Origin of the sequence: Undibacterium sp., from assembly GCF_030683615.1 — a bacterium.
Lineage (GTDB): Bacteria > Pseudomonadota > Gammaproteobacteria > Burkholderiales > Burkholderiaceae_D > Undibacterium > Undibacterium umbellatum.
In genome coordinates this window covers 1-16,718 of record NZ_JAUXQE010000033.1, presented here as the reverse complement: position 1 = coordinate 16,718, position 16,718 = coordinate 1, and the positions used below count along the sequence as shown (strand labels likewise).

The 16,718-nt window shown below is 49.1% G+C and carries 24 protein-coding genes; 9 read left to right on the top strand and 15 right to left on the bottom strand.

Going from position 1 to position 16,718, the window contains the following annotated elements; all coding sequences use genetic code 11:
* Positions 1-17 precede the first annotated feature (17 nt).
* The 10 genes from Q8K39_RS16410 to Q8K39_RS16365 form a co-directional block, all read right to left on the bottom strand.
* A complete protein-coding gene (locus tag Q8K39_RS16410; protein WP_305261855.1) occupies positions 18-2,696 on the bottom strand; it encodes a toprim domain-containing protein in 2,679 nt (892 codons plus the stop codon).
* Positions 2,696-2,941 (bottom strand): hypothetical protein, encoded by a 246-nt coding sequence (locus Q8K39_RS16405; protein WP_305261854.1) that lies wholly within the window; start codon positions 2,939-2,941, stop codon positions 2,696-2,698. The genes Q8K39_RS16410 and Q8K39_RS16405 overlap by 1 nt, the downstream gene beginning before the upstream one ends.
* Before the next feature lie 6 nt (positions 2,942-2,947).
* Positions 2,948-3,211, bottom strand: coding sequence for a hypothetical protein (locus Q8K39_RS16400; RefSeq protein ID WP_305261853.1), 264 nt, complete (start codon positions 3,209-3,211; stop codon positions 2,948-2,950).
* The gene (locus tag Q8K39_RS16395; RefSeq protein ID WP_305261852.1) at positions 3,208-3,399 is read right to left on the bottom strand and encodes a hypothetical protein; all 192 of its coding nucleotides are present in this window, start codon (positions 3,397-3,399) and stop codon (positions 3,208-3,210) included. Before Q8K39_RS16395 ends, Q8K39_RS16400 begins: the two co-directional genes overlap by 4 nt.
* Entirely contained in the window at positions 3,386-3,556 is a 171-nt protein-coding gene (locus Q8K39_RS16390) for a hypothetical protein (protein WP_186957257.1), read from the bottom strand. The genes Q8K39_RS16395 and Q8K39_RS16390 overlap by 14 nt, the downstream gene beginning before the upstream one ends.
* A gap of 2 nt (positions 3,557-3,558) precedes the next feature.
* Complete coding sequence (locus Q8K39_RS16385; RefSeq protein WP_186957116.1) at positions 3,559-3,714, bottom strand: hypothetical protein; 156 nt, start codon at positions 3,712-3,714, stop codon at positions 3,559-3,561.
* A 98-nt stretch (positions 3,715-3,812) separates the two neighbouring features.
* A complete protein-coding gene (locus tag Q8K39_RS16380) occupies positions 3,813-4,073 on the bottom strand; it encodes an ogr/Delta-like zinc finger family protein (protein WP_305261851.1) in 261 nt (86 codons plus the stop codon).
* The gene (locus Q8K39_RS16375) at positions 4,064-4,273 is read right to left on the bottom strand and encodes a hypothetical protein (RefSeq protein ID WP_305261849.1); all 210 of its coding nucleotides are present in this window, start codon (positions 4,271-4,273) and stop codon (positions 4,064-4,066) included. The genes Q8K39_RS16380 and Q8K39_RS16375 overlap by 10 nt, the downstream gene beginning before the upstream one ends.
* A 50-nt stretch (positions 4,274-4,323) precedes the next feature.
* Positions 4,324-4,515 carry a hypothetical protein gene (locus Q8K39_RS16370; RefSeq protein WP_305261848.1) on the bottom strand — a complete coding sequence of 64 codons (192 nt, stop codon included), beginning with the start codon at positions 4,513-4,515 and terminating at the stop codon, positions 4,324-4,326.
* 11 nt (positions 4,516-4,526) lie between these two features.
* On the bottom strand, positions 4,527-4,724 hold the full coding sequence (locus Q8K39_RS16365; protein ID WP_305261846.1) for a hypothetical protein: 198 nt from the start codon (positions 4,722-4,724) through the stop codon (positions 4,527-4,529).
* 72 nt (positions 4,725-4,796) lie between these two features.
* On the opposite strand from Q8K39_RS16365, the gene Q8K39_RS16360 reads away from it, so the two are divergent.
* From Q8K39_RS16360 to Q8K39_RS16320, 9 genes are all read left to right on the top strand, one after another.
* A complete protein-coding gene (locus tag Q8K39_RS16360) occupies positions 4,797-5,219 on the top strand; it encodes a helix-turn-helix domain-containing protein (protein WP_305261844.1) in 423 nt (140 codons plus the stop codon).
* A 92-nt stretch (positions 5,220-5,311) separates the two neighbouring features.
* The gene (locus tag Q8K39_RS16355) at positions 5,312-5,737 is read left to right on the top strand and encodes a hypothetical protein (RefSeq protein WP_305261842.1); all 426 of its coding nucleotides are present in this window, start codon (positions 5,312-5,314) and stop codon (positions 5,735-5,737) included.
* A 3-nt stretch (positions 5,738-5,740) separates the two neighbouring features.
* Positions 5,741-6,148 (top strand): hypothetical protein, encoded by a 408-nt coding sequence (locus Q8K39_RS16350; protein WP_305261840.1) that lies wholly within the window; start codon positions 5,741-5,743, stop codon positions 6,146-6,148.
* Positions 6,149-6,381: 233 nt separating this feature from the next.
* Positions 6,382-6,759: a hypothetical protein gene (locus tag Q8K39_RS16345; protein ID WP_305261838.1), complete on the top strand. Its 378-nt coding sequence runs from the start codon at positions 6,382-6,384 to the stop codon at positions 6,757-6,759.
* Positions 6,760-6,865: 106 nt separating this feature from the next.
* Positions 6,866-7,333, top strand: a complete 468-nt coding sequence (locus Q8K39_RS16340) for a hypothetical protein (RefSeq protein ID WP_305261836.1) — start codon at positions 6,866-6,868, stop codon at positions 7,331-7,333.
* Positions 7,334-7,445: 112 nt separating this feature from the next.
* Positions 7,446-8,141 (top strand): hypothetical protein, encoded by a 696-nt coding sequence (locus tag Q8K39_RS16335; RefSeq protein ID WP_305261834.1) that lies wholly within the window; start codon positions 7,446-7,448, stop codon positions 8,139-8,141.
* 171 nt (positions 8,142-8,312) lie between these two features.
* Positions 8,313-8,948: a DUF4303 domain-containing protein gene (locus tag Q8K39_RS16330; protein ID WP_305261832.1), complete on the top strand. Its 636-nt coding sequence runs from the start codon at positions 8,313-8,315 to the stop codon at positions 8,946-8,948.
* A 94-nt stretch (positions 8,949-9,042) separates the two neighbouring features.
* Positions 9,043-9,624 (top strand): hypothetical protein, encoded by a 582-nt coding sequence (locus tag Q8K39_RS16325; protein WP_305261830.1) that lies wholly within the window; start codon positions 9,043-9,045, stop codon positions 9,622-9,624.
* 445 nt (positions 9,625-10,069) lie between these two features.
* Complete coding sequence (locus Q8K39_RS16320) at positions 10,070-10,903, top strand: immunity 49 family protein (protein WP_305261828.1); 834 nt, start codon at positions 10,070-10,072, stop codon at positions 10,901-10,903.
* Between the two features lie 109 nt (positions 10,904-11,012).
* On the opposite strand, the gene Q8K39_RS16315 is transcribed toward Q8K39_RS16320, so the two are convergent.
* The 5 genes from Q8K39_RS16315 to Q8K39_RS16295 form a co-directional block, all read right to left on the bottom strand.
* The gene (locus Q8K39_RS16315) at positions 11,013-11,456 is read right to left on the bottom strand and encodes an SMI1/KNR4 family protein (RefSeq protein ID WP_305261826.1); all 444 of its coding nucleotides are present in this window, start codon (positions 11,454-11,456) and stop codon (positions 11,013-11,015) included.
* A 107-nt stretch (positions 11,457-11,563) separates the two neighbouring features.
* The gene (locus Q8K39_RS16310; protein WP_305261824.1) at positions 11,564-12,250 is read right to left on the bottom strand and encodes a hypothetical protein; all 687 of its coding nucleotides are present in this window, start codon (positions 12,248-12,250) and stop codon (positions 11,564-11,566) included.
* A 70-nt stretch (positions 12,251-12,320) separates the two neighbouring features.
* On the bottom strand, positions 12,321-13,349 hold the full coding sequence (locus Q8K39_RS16305; RefSeq protein ID WP_305261822.1) for a contractile injection system protein, VgrG/Pvc8 family: 1,029 nt from the start codon (positions 13,347-13,349) through the stop codon (positions 12,321-12,323).
* Positions 13,346-13,801 (bottom strand): phage tail protein, encoded by a 456-nt coding sequence (locus tag Q8K39_RS16300; RefSeq protein WP_305261820.1) that lies wholly within the window; start codon positions 13,799-13,801, stop codon positions 13,346-13,348. The genes Q8K39_RS16305 and Q8K39_RS16300 overlap by 4 nt, the downstream gene beginning before the upstream one ends.
* 15 nt (positions 13,802-13,816) lie before the next feature.
* Complete coding sequence (locus Q8K39_RS16295) at positions 13,817-16,678, bottom strand: hypothetical protein (RefSeq protein ID WP_305261818.1); 2,862 nt, start codon at positions 16,676-16,678, stop codon at positions 13,817-13,819.
* Positions 16,679-16,718 lie beyond the last annotated feature (40 nt).

Genomic DNA, 16,718 nt, shown 5'->3' with positions numbered 1-16,718 from the left:
TTTCGTCCTTTCTTTGGTTATTTTTCAGTCTGGAAAATCCAGCATTTCACTGATGTGGAAGGGGTGGCCATAGGCGATTGCGTGCTGCGGATCACGCTGTTGACAACCCGGTTTGTTTCTACAAATTTGCGTCGGCTGCTGGTCTTCAGCACCTTTTTCAAGTCCCGCAAAAGGGGCACTTGCTGACGTTTCTCTGTTGCTACCTGCATGAAGTGATTTAAATTAACGGCAATGAAGCCAGGGTCACGCGAATGATTCAAAATCGACATATCCCCGTTATCCAGATAATCAAACGCCTCCCAGAATTCCTGCACCAGCACATGGTCACTATTGATAACCTGCTGACGTTCCTCGGCCATGGTCACGATCTGGGCTTTTAAGGCGGCCTGCTGCGATTCAGGCAGCTTTACCACCAGAGCCAGCGCATCAGCCAGGGCCAGCATTTGCGCGTGGGTTTCTACCAGGCGCGGCATCTTGATATTCTTGTTTTGGCGTAGCTCTTTCAGGTACAAGGGCGTATTCGCGCCCACCAGCTCCATGATGGCCTTCTCGCGCTTGGTGGCGGCTAGAATGAAGCCCGACACCTGTTCCACAGACATATACTTCAGCTTGTCCGCTGCCTCTCCAGACGCGGCCGTCTGCGTCGAACGGTCAAAATACAAATGCACAATGCGCGACAAAATCGCCTCAGACGCATTCACCGGGTTGTTTTGCGATATCACGATAGATCCACGGAAAGGCGGCTCGTATGTCTCATTGCCACCCGTCGCCATGCCCCTGGCACGCATGCTGCGGCCGTTATAGGCCGTCTTCAGCTCATCCCAATCAAATGACTTCACATGGCTTTTGTCTTCCCCCATGCGTTCACGGTCAGATTCAATCAACACCACCGGCAGGCAAGACACTTGCCCAAAATTACGCGCCCGCGCCGCCAGGCTAGACTTTGCCGGGTCGAAACCTTCGTAGCCATTACGGCCAAACAGCTTCCACAAAAATTCAATCAAGGTTGATTTACCGGCCCCAGCTTCGCCCACTACCTCAAGGAAAGGGTAAGACGATTGTTTAGACCTGATCTGCTCCGCAAAAAGCGATCCAAACCAGAATGTCAGCGCCACCAGGCCTTTGGCACCAAAGGCCGTCCAGATCAGGTCAAGCCAGTCTGTACGGTATTCATGACGGTCGCGGTTAATGGTCAGGTTGACAGACTTATTCAATGACTTGATCGACAGCTTGCCGATATCAAAGAAATCCTCGCTGTTCACCTCATTCAATACGCCGTCTTTCATCGCCACATCGCCCAGCACATAACAACCATGCTCAAGGCTGTAGCCGATGTAATCGATGGTATCCACGCGCTTGATGTTGTAAAGCTGGTCCGCAAGAATCCGCTTTAACTGGTTGCTGCTGCCGTTATACATAGCGCCCCCAGCCATGCCCAGCAAACGCTTATTAAACTCCGCAGAGCATGCAATTTGAGACGCAGTAAACGTGTTCTTCACCGGCTTGCCATCATGCGGGAATGACACGCGGAAGTAATACCAGCTCTCGTTAGTGATCAGGTTTTCCTGAAAATACAGCGCCCTGGGCAAACAATTGGCAATTTCATAGACCGTGCTCGATGTCACCAGCGCCTGGTCGCGCAAGGCATACTCTGACAAGGTTTTTGAATCCTCGCTGTTGTCCTGCTGCTCCCTGGCCTTGTTGTAGCGTTCCAGATCGAGGCGAAACCAAAATAGCCGGTTCCCAAAATCAAAATAAAACTCAGTCTGGCCACCGTCATGCTTGTAGCGCAGCAAAGCTTTTTCCTCGGCGGATTTCGCCAGCAGCAAGTCACCGTGATAGCGGTATTCCTCGATATCCTTCTCAGTCAGTGCATCACGCTGGTGCGCATCATTCCAATCCAGCTTATTCTTGCCGTCCTGCGGTATCTGTGCCGCCGCACACTCCCAGCCTGCGGCCCTGGCTTTGTCTACATGCTTCTTGGTATAGCTGCGCCCGGCATTGTCGCCGTCCAGCGCCCAAACAAGACGGCAATCCATGTTGCCACGCGAGGCGGCCAGGTTACGCAATGCCTCCTCTGGGTAGTTATTGCAACTACCCAGGGCAACTGCAGGGATATCATGGTGCATCAGTGCCAGCGCATCAAAAACGCCTTCTACCAGCCATATTTCCGTTTTGTCTTGAATGACAACCGGGTCAGGCTTCCACCACAGGCCGTAATACTTGGAACCGTACTTAAAGTGCGCCTTCTTCTTGCCAAAGCGGTAAGGCTGATCAATGATCCTTTCCCAATAGCCATTCCCAAAAGGAAAGCGCACCGTCGCGCTGCCTATCTTCAGCTCCTGGTCAAAGTAATACTCCTGCGTATACATCCCCTGAACCTTCGCCAGCGCAAAGCCCCGGCCATGTTGCATATACGCATCTGCCGCCGCGTTCGGGTTTGGCTTTTCTGGTGTGGGCTTGTAACGCTCAGACCAGTTATCAAACAGATCCGGGTACAGCTCTTTGACGTGTCTAGTCTCACCGCAATTGTTCAGGCGGCCGCAGCGAATCACCCAGGGGTGCTCTGCATTGATATACAGCTCTTTTTTCTGGCATGCCGGGCAAATGCCCCCGCGCAGCATGCCGTTTTGTTCTGGCTTGAACTTGAATTCAACCAGGCGCTGCAGGATTTCGTGACGAAGCGATTCATCCATTACGCGCCCGCCTTGCTGTTCGCTGAATCCAAGTTTTGAATTACGGACTTAACTCCAAACATAAGCGCGCACAGACCGCCCCAAAGCTCTGCTTGTTCGGGATCATATCCATTAACCTTATCCATCATTTCTTGCAGCATTTCTTTTAAGGGCTGCAGCTCGCTGGGGTACATGTAGGCGGTCAAGAACACAATGGGCTGCTGTTCGCGGTCTGACAGGTTTATAGTGGTAGGTGTGGTATTCATAATCATTCAATCAAAATCACCGCTTGCACGGCGTTTAAAGTCGTTTACTGGCTGCTTGCCGGGCTGTGCCTGGTCTTTTTGTTTTGCTGCAGGCCTGCCAAACAAGTGCGCTGGTACCCGGCCGCGCCAGCAATGCGCCACCATGGCTAGACTGTGGCGCATCAATGGCGGCAACTGCTCAAAAGGGACTGTGATACGCAGGGCGGCATGTACCTTGCGCAGTTCGTCGTCTGTGGTCGCTGGAATAGGCATGATTTTTTGTGACGTCACGAAAATTTGTGCTGCTCGTTAATCAACAACTGGCGGCCTTCTTCCAGCAAGCGCACGTTGCGCGAATACTCTTGCTCTGCCTCGATGTCTTCCAGACGTTCGGCAACGCCGCGCAAACGTTCGTTCTCCACAACCCCCAGGCTGATGGCGCCCAGCAGCGCCACATAGACTTCATCAGGCAATCTCATGACGCTGTCCCCTTAGAAAGTTGAATTTCTGTTCCCGCTGACGGTCGCGGTATTCCTTGGCGCGCTGCGCTGCAGTCTTGGCATTTACCTTGCGAGGGCGGCCACGGCCAGGCTTGTTGAAAATGTCGCGGGTAAAATCATCACCAGGCTGTTTCATGATCACCACTCCCCAGCCATGCCGCCTAAGTCGTGGATCATTTCGCCGATAAGCGCCTGGCTATACAGGCGGCAAATCTGCGGGCCGTTGTTCAAAGCCTTCAACTCCTTGCGTATGGCCCTGGCAAGGACAAAACGGGATGCAAATGTCAAACGCATGTTCACCTCCAAAAATTTGGGCAAAAAAGTCCCTCACGCCTGAAAACAGGCATGTTGGCAACGACTAAAATGATTAAATGAGTGCGGCTAGATCAGCGTCATGCAGCAGTCAGGTTTAATGACAACTGATTCAAGGCAGACGCCCTGACGTGTCTTGATATCGGTATCTTCACGTCATAGTTAGGTACGGCAGACAGCGATAAAGTGCGCAGCACTTCCAGTCCGGCGATAAATACATGGCCGCAATCCACGTTATTGCAGCGATAAGTAATTTCTTTAAACATCGGTGACAAGGTACGGCTCTTGATAGCGCGTACACGGTTTGAGCAGTGGGGGCATGGCATACCGATTACTCGCATTCCGTTGTCCTTTCAAAATCTTCTGGTGAAACTAAATTCATGGCACGGCCGCTGCCTGTCAATCTCTGCATGCCCATGCGTAAAAACCGCTTGGCTAAAAATTCAGCCGTTTCATCAAGGTCGCGCAGCCCCCATTGAACACGCACTTTTTCAAGTATTTCTAATTCAGCGTCCGTGAAATCGGTATGGAGTGAAGGCATCTTCTTGTTTCGTCTACTTCAAAATGGCCTGATGGTGTCTGTCAAAGTAATTACTTTGTAGATAAGATTTGTGGGACTTGCTCGCCCAGCAAAGCGATGGCTTCGCGCAAGACCAGATCACGCATAAATGCCGCAGGTTGATCGCCCTGATAAGCGGCCATGGCTTTGATTAACTCAAACTCATAGTCATCAAAGCGGATCATCATTTTATTGGTCTTGATGCGTCGTTTATCTGCGTACATGGCGGCCTCGCTTATTTGGATTGGGCAAGTTCACGTTCGTAGTCTGCCAGGCCGCGCAAAAACAACATGCGTGCAAAAGCAGAACGAGAACGCACTTCAAGGGCAGCGTATTTGTCTGTCTTTGCCATTTCGTCGGCAGACAAGCGCAAAGCAAGAGGAACAGCCAAAGGAATTTTTGGTGCACGACTAGCAATAGAGGGCAGGCTCATAATGTATTATTAAGTGTAGTTACGGGGTAGTGCAAATATAGTATGCAAAAGCATACAAGTTAACAACTAAATATGCAAAACAATACATTCGGTGAAAGACTGAGGGCAGAGCGCAAGCGTCTGAATATGAATCAAGACGATTTCGCAGCCGTTGGTGGTGTAAAAAAACTGGCTCAAGTCACTTATGAGCAGGACAAGCGTTTTCCGGACGCTGGCTATCTCATCGCGGTTGCCGCGATTGGCGTTGACACTGAATATGTCTTGTCCGGAAAGATCAATGCAGAAGCCTTAAACAAAGACGAGCAGGAATTGGTAGAAGGTTTTCGCAGTTTGGATGCTCGAGGCAAGGCAGGCGTTCTAGGCATGATCAGCGGCATGAGTGCCCCCCAGGCAATCGGTGGTGCAACCATACACGGCAAAGTCGGCCAGCAGATCGTCGGCGACATCACTGGCCCCAACACCGTCAATATGTCCGGGAAAAAGTCAAAGAAGTAGTCGCCGATAACAGCCAAATTGTTGAAATAGAAGCGAGTGTCGGCCAGGCATTCTTAGGCCATTTAAACGAAGCACCAAGACTATCAACCTACATGCACATCAACGTAGGCTCAGAGACCGAGCCAACAAAACTGCAAATACAAACAGAAAGCGAAAGGGCAGACCTCATAGTCACCGCGCCCCTGGCGATTCACAACACGATTTGCCACAAACGAATAGAACCAGAATGCACACAATGCCAGGCACATGCACACAGACAAAGCAGGCTCAAACGATACGCCACTTGCCTGGCAATAGCCGCCTCACTGGCCCTATGCGCAGCCATGGCCGCAACAGTCCTGCCAGCCACATCAAAACATGATGAGCCAGGCCAGACGCAAGACCATTGCTATAACGACGGCAATCCATATTCAGTCGGCAGCATAGAGAAAATGGATGATGGGCAGTTCAGAGAATGTGTGGCAGTGTCGAATCAGGCGTCGCAGTGGCAGGCGTTGAATCGATACATGTTGCATTAGTTAATGCCTAAGGAATTTATTGTGAGTTTAACAGCGTATCTATTAGTAGCTGAGTCGGTTCCTTATGAAGAGTTAAAAACTTTTATGCTCAAGTTAGGGGGGGGGGAATTCCGTGCAATATCTGAAGGTTATAAATTCCTTGTGCCGTTTGAAGAGGGGTATGCAATCCTATATGTAGAACCCGATTATGTTCCCCAAATAGATGATGACGACGATCAGGAAGAATGGAATCTAATTCGAAAAAAATTAGGTTCTGATCCTAAAATGCTTATTGAAATTGAACTTTCCCAGGAAAGTGTGCCGTCAGCCTACTACCAAATGGCTTTTGATTTTTGCCAGAAATGGCATTCAGTGTTTCAAAATGTTGCTGAGGATATCCTCACTTGCGAAGAAATTGAAGGAAGAATTTAAGTAGCAAGACCGGGGTCACAAGACCGGGGTCAGGTCTGACATTCATACATTTTTTAATCAAGTACAAAGATTCATATGGAGCGGGGTCAGGTCTGACATTCATACATTTCCAACCCGGCTGGCGATTAGGAACGGGGTCAGGTCTGATATTCATACATTTCCAAGCCAGTTGGGAGGTGAGGGGTCAGGTCTGACATTCATACATTTTTTGCGAATCTCTAAGGGGGAGATGCATGCATCTAAAAATTGAAATGCCTAAAAATCTTGTGGCCGAAGAATTAGTGCTGCAAAAAAATATACCTTGCTATTGCCGCATTGCCAGGGAATTTGAAATTATATTTCAAAGCCCTTTACCGGAGGCGCGTGGTTTAGTGCTGGAATGGGATAGAAAGCTGCTTGAAGAAAGGGCTCTCGCAGGCGGCGGGGGCGATTACACGCATGCCGCTAACGGCATGATTTCTATTGAAGAGGTCGGTACTAATTTGTACAAAATTCACGACCTAGCCTTTTTTTATACAGAGTTTGGATGGTGCCAAATATTGCTCAATGGCGAATATGCTACTCCTGGGAAGTTCTGGGACGATGACGAGGAAGACACGATTGGAAGGTAGCGTGCCAGGCGAGAGATGGATACTGGGTCAGGTCTGACATTCATACATTTCCAACCCGGCGGGCGATTACGCGCCGGTAATTGTCCCTACACGCTTTGGAGGAGTAATGGTGAACAGCGATGCGTCTAAAGTTGAAGGCGGATTGAAGCGATTAATGCAAATTGAATTCGAACGATCTGACTACGATCAAGAGTTAGCCGCGAATTTGGCCTGCGAATATATTCGACGGGTGGCCGTGATGTCGGAACAGGAGCAGATAGCTCTGCCATCGCCATTTTTCGATCCACTCACCATCTTGTCAATTGACGGACATGCTGCAAAGCATGCCATGTTGGAATTTCAGTCGACTGCAGGTGCTCAGGTGAAAAATGCCTACTTGCGCAGGACCTGTGAGTGTTTCTTACAATGGTGCGAAGGGATTGATGCGGGAAAAGTCATTGCTATTCAGTACGCGGAACTTTTCGAGCCACTAATCAGACTTATCGAACTTGGCGGATCATTTGGTTTTCATCATGGCGATTTGGTGGTTGGTACGAGTGCAGTTCCGTTGCGTGACTGGAAGCGCTTGGGGTGAGGGGGCAAGACGAGGGGCGGGGTCAGGTCTGATATTCATACATTTTTATCCTTTCGCACGATTTCCTTCCGTTAAGCGTAGATAAACTGCCTACTAAATTGGAGCGGCATGAATGATTTTTAGAGAACAACTCACCTATGCAGAGTTACCAATCCAATTGTCTGGACTGTTTGACGAATCTGATTTTTTAGCAGCCTATGACTGCGCTGAAAACGGTTCAGTGTTGGTTTGGATTATAAATAGAGAATTGGGCAAGCAACAAGAAATTGAGTATTCATTATCCTTGTCTCGTGTCTTATCGGTTGACGAGCGTGAAAAAGCACTTCCCGCGTCAGAAGAGGTGTTTGTTGAAGGCGTGCCATATAGAGTAATCAAAAGCGCTATTCTTGAGCAAGGCACTAATGTGCGTTACGAGGTCTACAGTGTTTTCTCGACAGATCTAAATGAGAAAATCGTCGAGTGCGACCAAATGTTTGCTTCACCCACATTAGAAGATATTGCTGATGTTGTTCGTCCAGCTGTTGAGCGTGAATTATTGCCAAGCTCATACGCGCAATGGCTATTGGACGATCGTGTCAATTATTGGGTTGCGATGTTGTATCGCGTAAGGCGTCAAACGGCAGAGACAGGTGCTTTAGAAGACGATATTTTTGGGATTGGTCTGATCAATAAAATGAAGAAAATTGATACAGATGTAAGTTCAATACTCACGCCTATATTAAAAAGACTTGCAATAATGGAGTCGATTAGCCCAGTCGAATTAATTAATTCGTTTAACAGAAGAACCGGTCTCAGTATTTCGCCATAAGGTGTGAGCGGGGCGAGGGGGCAGGTCTGACATTCATACATTTCCAACCCGGCGGGCGATTACGCGCCGCGCAAAGCTAGGGGTCAGGTCTGACATTCATACATTTTCGACACTGGATAAAGTAATAAATGCCCAGAATTAATGGGTTGAAATAACGAAAGGCATAAAACGATGAAAACGAGTGATTTTGAAATCTCAATCTCGGAAAAAATGCTGACTGCGTGCAGAGCATGCATTCCACTCATAAAGGAAGAATTAGTTCAAGAATCAATTTATGCGTTTACGATTTTCTGCGATTCAGGATTTACCCATATGGGTATTGCCGTATCAACTAGGGAAAGTGTTGCTCGGAAAATCAATAGCAATGTTGATGTAGGAGTTCCAGATAATGTGTTTCTAATGAATGCTTCAGAATGGGATTATTTGGCAATTCATAATGAATTATTTGAAGAAGTTGGTGTTTTGATAGATGAGTTTTATGATCGATATTACGACCAGGATTTTGATGATGCGCAGTTTTTAGGTAAGGGTTCTGATTTTATCGATCAATTCGCATGCGACTTATTTATGCGGATAATAGTAGATGTAATTAAGCATTTGAAAGCTGCTAGTGATTTAAGCGATAGTCCTTTTGAGTCAGATTTGTTGCTAGGGATTCAATTTACTGATCCAGAAATGGATGAACTCGATTATATTAAGTCTGTCTCACATGAAGTTAATTCACGTAGCTGGCATGACCAAGTCGAAAATAATTACAAATATTTTGAGGATTTAACAGCGACGAGAGAGGCAAGGGGGCATTTCTGATATTCATATATTTCCAACCCGGCGGATGTTCCACGCGAAGCGACAAAAGTTCGACTTCGAGACGCGTCAAGTGTGCAAAATAGGATATGAGTTGATGACAAAAATTGGTGATCTTTTCAATGAATTTTTGGCGCTTTGCGACCAAAGCCGCCCCGGCTATCGTGAAAGCTTAGGGCGTGGTCTGCCTAGGTTAGAAGTAGAACATAGACTAAAAACAATTTTCAAATCAGCAGTTGATATACCTGAACTTGTTCTAGAAATATATTGCCAAGTCGATGGCACTTTGAGAAATGTAGCTGACCAAAAACTCATGGATTTTATTCCGGGCTATCGCCTGATTCATTTAAATGAACTTGAAGAGGAATTTCAGAAATTAATAGCAATTGTTGGGTCATCTCAAGTTCATAATTTTCCGCTCCTTGCGAATCATTCTAGTGATTCTGTTTGTATCGAAAGTAGATCTGGAAATAACGAAAATAGCATTAGCAGTTTTCTACATGACGACCCTCAGTTTGAGTTGATGCATTTAAATGCAGAAGATTTTTTGAAAACTGTCATTGCATTTTACAGAGAGAATGTATATTTTTTGGACCCAGATGGGTTCCTTGATTATGACCTTGATAAACAAGGGCTTGTTGGTGAGCGATTAAACAATGGAATTTCATATTGGCAATAGAGCAGGCGCTGAGAGTCAGGTCTGACATTCATACATTTCCAACCCGGCGGGCTATTACGCGCTGCTAATCGCCTCTACGCGGGCTACCAAATTTCAAATAAGGGCTAGGCATTGTCATGACGCATATATACCAATGGTTCTCGTTTCCCGATGAGTTTTCTGTTGCCTGCGCGAAGTGTAAAGGACATGCAATTTGCACAAATGCACCGATTGTCAGAGGAATTCAGGATGGAGCCAGCATTAGGTACGAGACCATCGGTGAACCGGGTATCTTTGAAGGAGACATTTCTTGTCTCAATTGTGGCTTCTCAGCAGGGCTCGGGGTCACAGCAGGGCTCGGGGTCAGGTCTGACATTCATACATTTCCAACCCGGCAGGGCTCGGGGTCAGGTCTGACATTCATACATTTCCAACCCGGCGGGCGATTACAGAAAGGTTTGTGTACATGCAAGTTGAACGACATTCGATAGATAGTGCCTACATGAAGGGCATCGTGGAAAGGGCAAATCATGCCTTTGAAGACTTGCCTCAGTTCGTAGATGGTTCCAGGCGAACACCAAGAAATCTAGGAACCCTGGCGAATGAAGCAATTGCTGCCGCAGCATTTGAACATGTAATCGATCCAACGTCGCAACGAATAGCAGGCGCATTGCGTCTGGCTGCAGAGGCAAGAAGTGCCCTCTTTGCAACTGCATTGAACCCCCAGGGCCCGGTTGTGGCGCGACTTGGTGAGGGGGAGCCGGTGATCTATAAATCTGCCCCTGATGAAAGTTCTGTATATATAGGTGCTTGGCTAGACGGTTTTTTTCTTAACGTCATTTGTGGCGATGTGGATGCAATCAAGCTGCTATGTCAGGTTCCGAATGAACTTTTTCTCCGTACATCAACGAGGGGGAGTGAGTATCTGTATCATTACAAAGATGCTCTTTGTGCCTACGTGAACGGGACAGAAGGGGTGGTCGAGGGAATACTGGCAGCGTTAAGAGCAACCGATCCAGATAGGCCAGACATACATGATCGTTCCGGTACCTTGTTATTGGATGTGCCGCAGTTAGAAATTTTCATGTACTTGATTTCTGAAAATCCTAAATTTGAAGAAACATTGAATCTGGCGTTGGAAAAGCATCGAGATTATTGGTCGAGCACACAGCAGAGTCAACGAAATTTCCGTGGCTTCATTTCTATTCCATTAACTGGTCTCGCAGCACTTGGCAGAAATAGGGACATTAAATTTGATGTCGCATCGCCATACTTGCCAATGGATTTGGTTTTACTTTGAGAGCCGCTGGGTCAGGTCTGACATTCATACATTTCCAACCCGGCGGGCGATTACGCGCTGCTAATCTTCCATAAGCGGGCTGAATAGGACAATAGCAAGGACGACAGGATCATTCCTCATAGAAATGAGGATTAAGCAAAAGTTTCTCCACAAAATCTTCAATGTCATTTGCTATTGGTTCGCTCTCTCCGATATGCCTATAAACAAATTCTGAATTACTAGAACTTGGTCGAAAAACTAAAAATCTAAATGATCCGCAGTCAAAAAAAGGTACATCGCCAGGCAAAAATTCTTCAGGAGGAGAAAATTCAGAAGTACCATTATATAAATCGACCATGTCCAACGGATGTACGAATAAATTCCGAATGTCTGATCTATCTTCTACACCAAACCATCCATACCCAACGCTTTGATAAAACCTCTTCAAACTGGATGGTAATTTAAACCCAAATTCTGCTTCAGCTGCATTTATGTCAGCTACATCAACCGACATAAATCGCTTACTTCCAACACTCGAACCAATATATTTCTGCAATTTATCAAATATAGACATCAAATGTTTCCTCTGCACTCAGCGCGGGGACTGGTCTGACATTCATACATTTCCAACCCGGCGGGCGATTACGCGCTGCTAATCGTCCCCACGCGGGCTCGCACAAATCATAAATTTGCGTTGCCCCAACAAATAATCAAATCGCGGAACTCGGCCTTTCTTTCCACGTGGTTAGACAATAAATTCAAAATATCCGCTATCTCAGATGCCTCGAAGCCACCGCTATTAAGCTGACACCAAGCTAGATCAAAGCGGCCGCAGTTAATATGATTCCGAATTTCGTTTAATCCTGAAGGTGGTAACCACCACTCAGGTTTTCCCAATTTTTCGCCATTCTTGAGTACCGAAGGTAGGTTCTCTTTGAAAATATCTAAATTCGCTAATCCAGATACATCTTCACATTCTTCAAAAATGGCCTCAACTTCATTAGATCCACAAAACCCGATTGATTCAGCAAATTGACCAACTTCATCTAGATCCGGGACATTGCATAGAGAATCAAAGACCAACCATGCCTTTAGCTGGGACAAATTCTTAGCTATTTCAATAGCGGAAGTCTCGCCAGAAAAATATTCAATGAATGTATCAGGTTGATCGCCAAACCAATGTCTGGCAATTCCGATATATCCTGGCCAACTGCCTTCACTCCACAATGGAATTAGAACTGGGGGGAATCCAAAACTTAAATCAGCCGGAGCCTTAAAAGTAAATTCAGCGACGGCAACCCCACCTTTGGCAATATTCTGTATTTCTTTTGAAAAGCCATGTTTAGACAAAAAATCTAAGTAGTTCAAGTGCACTCCGAAATTACAAGATAATGGTGGTAAGGGTATTAGGTGATAATCTTATCATCATTGGTTTGATTCACCGACAGCCCCCCGCATCCTTTTCCTCCTGCCCCTTCCTCGTCTCCATCTCCAATTGCGTAGTAAACCCCTGCGCCGAAACGCTGTGCGTGGTTTTGACGATGATCCAGTCCGTATCTCCGATAGGCGCTTTTAGGCTTGGGATGGTGACGCCCATCATGGGGGTAATGTCTGGCCTGCCCAGCGCAAGGGTAAATTGCAGAGTTGCCTTGCCGCGCTTTACCCGGTTCATTTCTGCCTTTGCTGCTTGCTCTGCTGCCTCTTGATTGGGGTAGGTGTGGCGCAGGCGTTTTGGGTTGTCGTCTTCGCCTATCAGTTCGCTTTTTTCCTTGGCGTCGTTGGGGTCGTGCCATTGGGCGCGTACGCCGCTGTAGGCGTCGCGGCTGGCGGTGTGGTAGCGGTGTTTGTCGCCGTCGCGGCGTTCCAGGGTGATGGTGGGTAGGCTTTCGCCTTTGCTGTTGCTGCCCTCGTCAATAGGTAAGAACAACAGGGCGTCTTTTTTGACGGTGGCCACGGCATCAAACCGCTTGCCCAGCCGGTTCAAGAAATTAATGTCTGATTCATTGGTCTGGTCTATGTGGTCAATGACTTTGCCTTGCAGGTTTTGGCTTACCTTGGGCGTTAAGTCGTTGTCCTTGGCAATCTGGCCCACGATATCGGCCACAGTCTTTTTGTCAAAGCTGCGGTCTTTGCGGGTGCGTACTGGCTTTGCCATCTCTGCACTACGGGCGCGCAGGACCAGCATGTCTGGCGCGCCTTCGTGTTCCACTTCATCCACCACGAAAGTGCCTTTGTCTACCATGCCAGCGCCGTTGCCACCCCTATGCCAGCCTAGCTGCAAAGTGATCTTGACGCCTTTGCGTGGAATCGCCACACGGCCGTCGCTGTCGTCTATGGTGATGTTGAGTTCATCAACGGCGTTTTCTCTGGCCTCGGTCAGTGTCAGGCTGACCAGGCGCGGATATATCTTGCTGGTGATGTCTTGGCCGTCCAGGGTGATGGCAAAGGCGGGTTTGTTGTGGCTCATTCTAAATCTACCTCTTCCCATTCAATGACATCATCGCCCAGATCCGGGCCGCCTGTGTGCGGGTCTACCTGGTCACCCAGGTCAACACGCTTTAAGCTGAGTGAGAAATCTATCCTCTGCGGCATGCCATCATCCAAAAAGGTGTTTTTGCCCTTGGTTAAATTAGTGATCAGAAATTGCCCGTATATGCGCCCGGTACCTTCCACCAACACATAGGCGTCCCCAGCGTCCCCCATTTCTTCCAGATCATCCAAAGACGCCGGGTCACCGGCAAAGGCCGGGGCCATCCAGCCAGACAAGGTGATGGTGTTATCACCTGGGCCTAAAAACTGGTGCGCGTCACGTTCGCCCACGCGGCTGGTGTTGGGGTGCTTCCATTCGATTTGTTGCTGGAATTCTTGGTACGCGGCCGTGGACAGGCTGAATACAAACTGGCCTAAACTCATCATCATGGTGCGTCGTCCTTCTTACGATTCATCATAGTCATGCATGGCAGACCGGCGCTGCTGTGCCTGCTGCCGCTCACGCCTGTCCAGTTCGGCGGCCACGGCCTTGGCAATGGCTTGCGGGTCTGCGCCTGCAGGCGGGTTAATCACAATCTGGATATTGCTGGCAGCGGGTGCCTGGTTACTGCTTGCGCTGGCCGTGCTGTTGCCTTGCGCCTGCACTGGTGGGCGTCGGTCAAACTTGATCGGCTCGGCCAGGCGTGGCGGTTCTTGCCTTTGTGCAGCAAACTGCACCAGGGCGGCTTGCTGCGGGTTGAATGGCACCGGGGGCAGTTGAGCAAATGCGGGCGTCATGGTCGCGCTTAGTGCCATGCCTGCACCCATGGCGGTCATTTGCCTGGTAACGCCATTCAGCTTGTCCAGCGGCAGCGCCTGGGCTTTTTCTATACCGATAGACAAGCCTTGCATGGTGAATTGCCCCAGCTCCGCAAAGACCACGCTCGGCGAATGAATGCCGAGCTTTTCCTTAAACCAGGACACAACATTGTCTGCCATGGTGCTGATGGTATCGCGCACGGTGCCAGCGGCGCTGGTGATGCCATTCACCAGGCCTTGCATCATGTTGCTGCCAAACTCGCTAAATTTGGCGGGTAAGTCGATGGTGAAATAGCCATACACTGCCGCCATCATGCTGCGGAATTTCTCTACCGGGTGCCAGCCTTCTATAAACGCGCTCAGTGCAGCGATGCCGCTGTTAAAGCTGGTTTTGATCGATGCCCACAAACCACTAAAGAAGGCACTCACTTGCGCCCAATTGCGATAGATCAGGTAAGCCGCTGCAGCTATGGCCGTAATCGCCAGGCCTATGGGGTTAAGCAGAAAGAAGCGTAGCACCACGCCAAGTAAGCGCATTAACCACATAAAGCCACTGCCCACAGCACGCAAAACAGGGCCAAGGCCGCGCAGCCAGACGCCTATGCGGGCAATAAAGGGGCCGATTCTGGCGAATGCCGCGCCCAGCCGCGCCAGTGTGCCAGCCATGAACGCCCCTCTAATGCCCAGCATGGCAAAGCCAAAGCGTAGCAGTGCCAGCGGGCCTATGATGGTGGCGAGGGCAATGGTTAGCGTACCCATGACGAGTAAGCCAACGGCCAGGCCAGCAAACGTAATAGTAAGCACCTTTGCCGCTGTCTCGTGCCGGTTAAAAAATGCTGTCAATGACTGAATGGCAGAGGTGAGCATTTCAAGGCCACGGTTCACGATGGGCAATATATGCTCGCCAAGTTGCTGCTCCAGGGTATTGCGGCGTGCAATTAAATCAGCATATTTACCATTAACAACCTGACCAGACTCTTGATACAAAGGCTCAACACCGAATGCGCCTTTGGCAGCTTTGCGGTGCTTTTCGATATTGTTGCGTTCCAAGTACCAGGAGCTGTACAAATTAGCCGCCGTACTCTTTGAGAACATGGTGGCAATTTTTTGCATGACCTGGTTGTCTGTCATGCCAGGTTTTTTGATTTTTGGTATGACATCTTCCATCAAATACTGGAAAGGGTCAGCGGTGTACTTTTCTGATGCGCGTAGTGCATCGGGCATCAGTTTGGTGATATGTCCGGTTGTGCCGTATTTGATTGACTCAGGCTTGATCAAGCCTGCCTTCATTAGTTCTTCTGCAGTTTGTTGAGTCGTGCGACCTGCTGCCCAGTTGTTGTACGCACTCATCAAGCCCGTACCAGTACGAAAGCCACCCATCTCTTGTACGCTGTGCAGCATTCCAAAAAAGAAGCTTTCGTCAGATAATTGTTTGGCGGCCACACCACCCGTTTTAATCATGTTCAGTAATTCTTCAGGCTTGACCAGTCCACCAGAGGCAACATAAGCCTTGGTGGAAAAATCCAGCACGCGCTTAAAGGTGTCCATGTCTTTCAAGGCACCGCGCAGCTCGGCCACTTTGATCAAGTCCATAAACATTTGCTCTGCGGCCTCGCCATGGCCTTCGCCAGCGCCTTTCTTTTGCATTACCCCCTCGATACCAAACTTCATTTTAGCCAGCATAGGGGTGATTTCCTGGGCGTGGTGAAAGTCGCGCAAGATAGACTGCGCCTCTGTCAGCAATTTCAGATTGTCTAATGTGCTGCTGCCCATGATGTTCATCCCTTTGGCAAACTGCACACCTTCTTGCACCATGTGTTCACCTATGCCCAGGGCACGCAGACGCGAGGTTTGCTGTTGAAATTGCGCTGCCTGGTCTATGCTTTTAATGACTGGGATACCCATGGTGCCACCTGCAACGGTCATACCCAGGCCATTGCCGGTCATATTGCCCGCCATTGAGCGGGTACCGTCCATACGTTGACGGGCTGCTGCAACCTGTTGCTGTCGTCGTGCCAGTGCTGCAAGCTGCTGTTGCTGGGCGACGATTTGCGCAGAGGTGGCGGCCATGTTATTGCGCAAGCTACGTTCATGGGCGCTGAGTTGCTGGGTGCTGATGCCTGCCGCATGCAGGCTGCTGCGCAATACCTGCAATTGCTGGCTTTCACGCTGTAGCTGTTCCTTGATCAGCCTGGCCGCTCTGGTGGCGCGGTCAAACTCCCGCGTCATGGCGCGGGTGGGGTGTTGGGTGTTGCGCATTTGCTCGGCCAGGGCTTTGACCTTTTGCTGGGCGGCACCCAGCCGCCCGGAGGATTCGCGCAAGCTGGCAGACATGCGCCTGAAGCCGGTAATGTTTTTCTGTTGCGCGTCCATTTCCTTGAGACGGTCGCGCAAGGCCTTTAAAGCCTTGCCGCTGGCCGACGACTGGGCCATGATGCGCTTCAAGGGCGCGGTGACGCGCTCTATCATGTTAAAGATTACCTGCAGCTTCAGGTCACGTGCTGACATAATTACTCCGCTGAGTTTCTCACTCTGGCGCGTTCACGCC

Excerpts from the sequence above, each read along its gene's own strand:
- Q8K39_RS16315 (WP_305261826.1), bottom strand. The coding sequence starts at position 11,456 with ATGTCTATATTTGATAAATTGCAGAAATATATTGGTTCGAGTGTTGGA.
- Q8K39_RS16365 (WP_305261846.1), bottom strand. The coding sequence starts at position 4,724 with ATGAGCCTGCCCTCTATTGCTAGTCGTGCACCAAAAATTCCTTTGGCT.
- Q8K39_RS16320 (WP_305261828.1), top strand. The coding sequence starts at position 10,070 with ATGCAAGTTGAACGACATTCGATAGATAGTGCCTACATGAAGGGCATC.
- Q8K39_RS16370 (WP_305261848.1), bottom strand. The coding sequence starts at position 4,515 with ATGTACGCAGATAAACGACGCATCAAGACCAATAAAATGATGATCCGC.
- Q8K39_RS16295 (WP_305261818.1), bottom strand. The coding sequence starts at position 16,678 with ATGTCAGCACGTGACCTGAAGCTGCAGGTAATCTTTAACATGATAGAG.
- Q8K39_RS16360 (WP_305261844.1), top strand. The coding sequence starts at position 4,797 with ATGCAAAACAATACATTCGGTGAAAGACTGAGGGCAGAGCGCAAGCGT.
- Q8K39_RS16330 (WP_305261832.1), top strand. The coding sequence starts at position 8,313 with ATGAAAACGAGTGATTTTGAAATCTCAATCTCGGAAAAAATGCTGACT.
- Q8K39_RS16375 (WP_305261849.1), bottom strand. The coding sequence starts at position 4,273 with ATGCCTTCACTCCATACCGATTTCACGGACGCTGAATTAGAAATACTT.
- Q8K39_RS16325 (WP_305261830.1), top strand. The coding sequence starts at position 9,043 with ATGACAAAAATTGGTGATCTTTTCAATGAATTTTTGGCGCTTTGCGAC.
- Q8K39_RS16305 (WP_305261822.1), bottom strand. The coding sequence starts at position 13,349 with ATGAGCCACAACAAACCCGCCTTTGCCATCACCCTGGACGGCCAAGAC.
- Q8K39_RS16395 (WP_305261852.1), bottom strand. The coding sequence starts at position 3,399 with ATGAGATTGCCTGATGAAGTCTATGTGGCGCTGCTGGGCGCCATCAGC.
- Q8K39_RS16410 (WP_305261855.1), bottom strand. The coding sequence starts at position 2,696 with ATGGATGAATCGCTTCGTCACGAAATCCTGCAGCGCCTGGTTGAATTC.
- Q8K39_RS16345 (WP_305261838.1), top strand. The coding sequence starts at position 6,382 with ATGCATCTAAAAATTGAAATGCCTAAAAATCTTGTGGCCGAAGAATTA.
- Q8K39_RS16335 (WP_305261834.1), top strand. The coding sequence starts at position 7,446 with ATGATTTTTAGAGAACAACTCACCTATGCAGAGTTACCAATCCAATTG.
- Q8K39_RS16385 (WP_186957116.1), bottom strand. The coding sequence starts at position 3,714 with ATGCGTTTGACATTTGCATCCCGTTTTGTCCTTGCCAGGGCCATACGC.
- Q8K39_RS16340 (WP_305261836.1), top strand. The coding sequence starts at position 6,866 with ATGGTGAACAGCGATGCGTCTAAAGTTGAAGGCGGATTGAAGCGATTA.
- Q8K39_RS16405 (WP_305261854.1), bottom strand. The coding sequence starts at position 2,941 with ATGAATACCACACCTACCACTATAAACCTGTCAGACCGCGAACAGCAG.
- Q8K39_RS16390 (WP_186957257.1), bottom strand. The coding sequence starts at position 3,556 with ATGAAACAGCCTGGTGATGATTTTACCCGCGACATTTTCAACAAGCCT.
- Q8K39_RS16300 (WP_305261820.1), bottom strand. The coding sequence starts at position 13,801 with ATGATGATGAGTTTAGGCCAGTTTGTATTCAGCCTGTCCACGGCCGCG.
- Q8K39_RS16380 (WP_305261851.1), bottom strand. The coding sequence starts at position 4,073 with ATGCGAGTAATCGGTATGCCATGCCCCCACTGCTCAAACCGTGTACGC.
- Q8K39_RS16350 (WP_305261840.1), top strand. The coding sequence starts at position 5,741 with ATGCCTAAGGAATTTATTGTGAGTTTAACAGCGTATCTATTAGTAGCT.
- Q8K39_RS16355 (WP_305261842.1), top strand. The coding sequence starts at position 5,312 with ATGCACATCAACGTAGGCTCAGAGACCGAGCCAACAAAACTGCAAATA.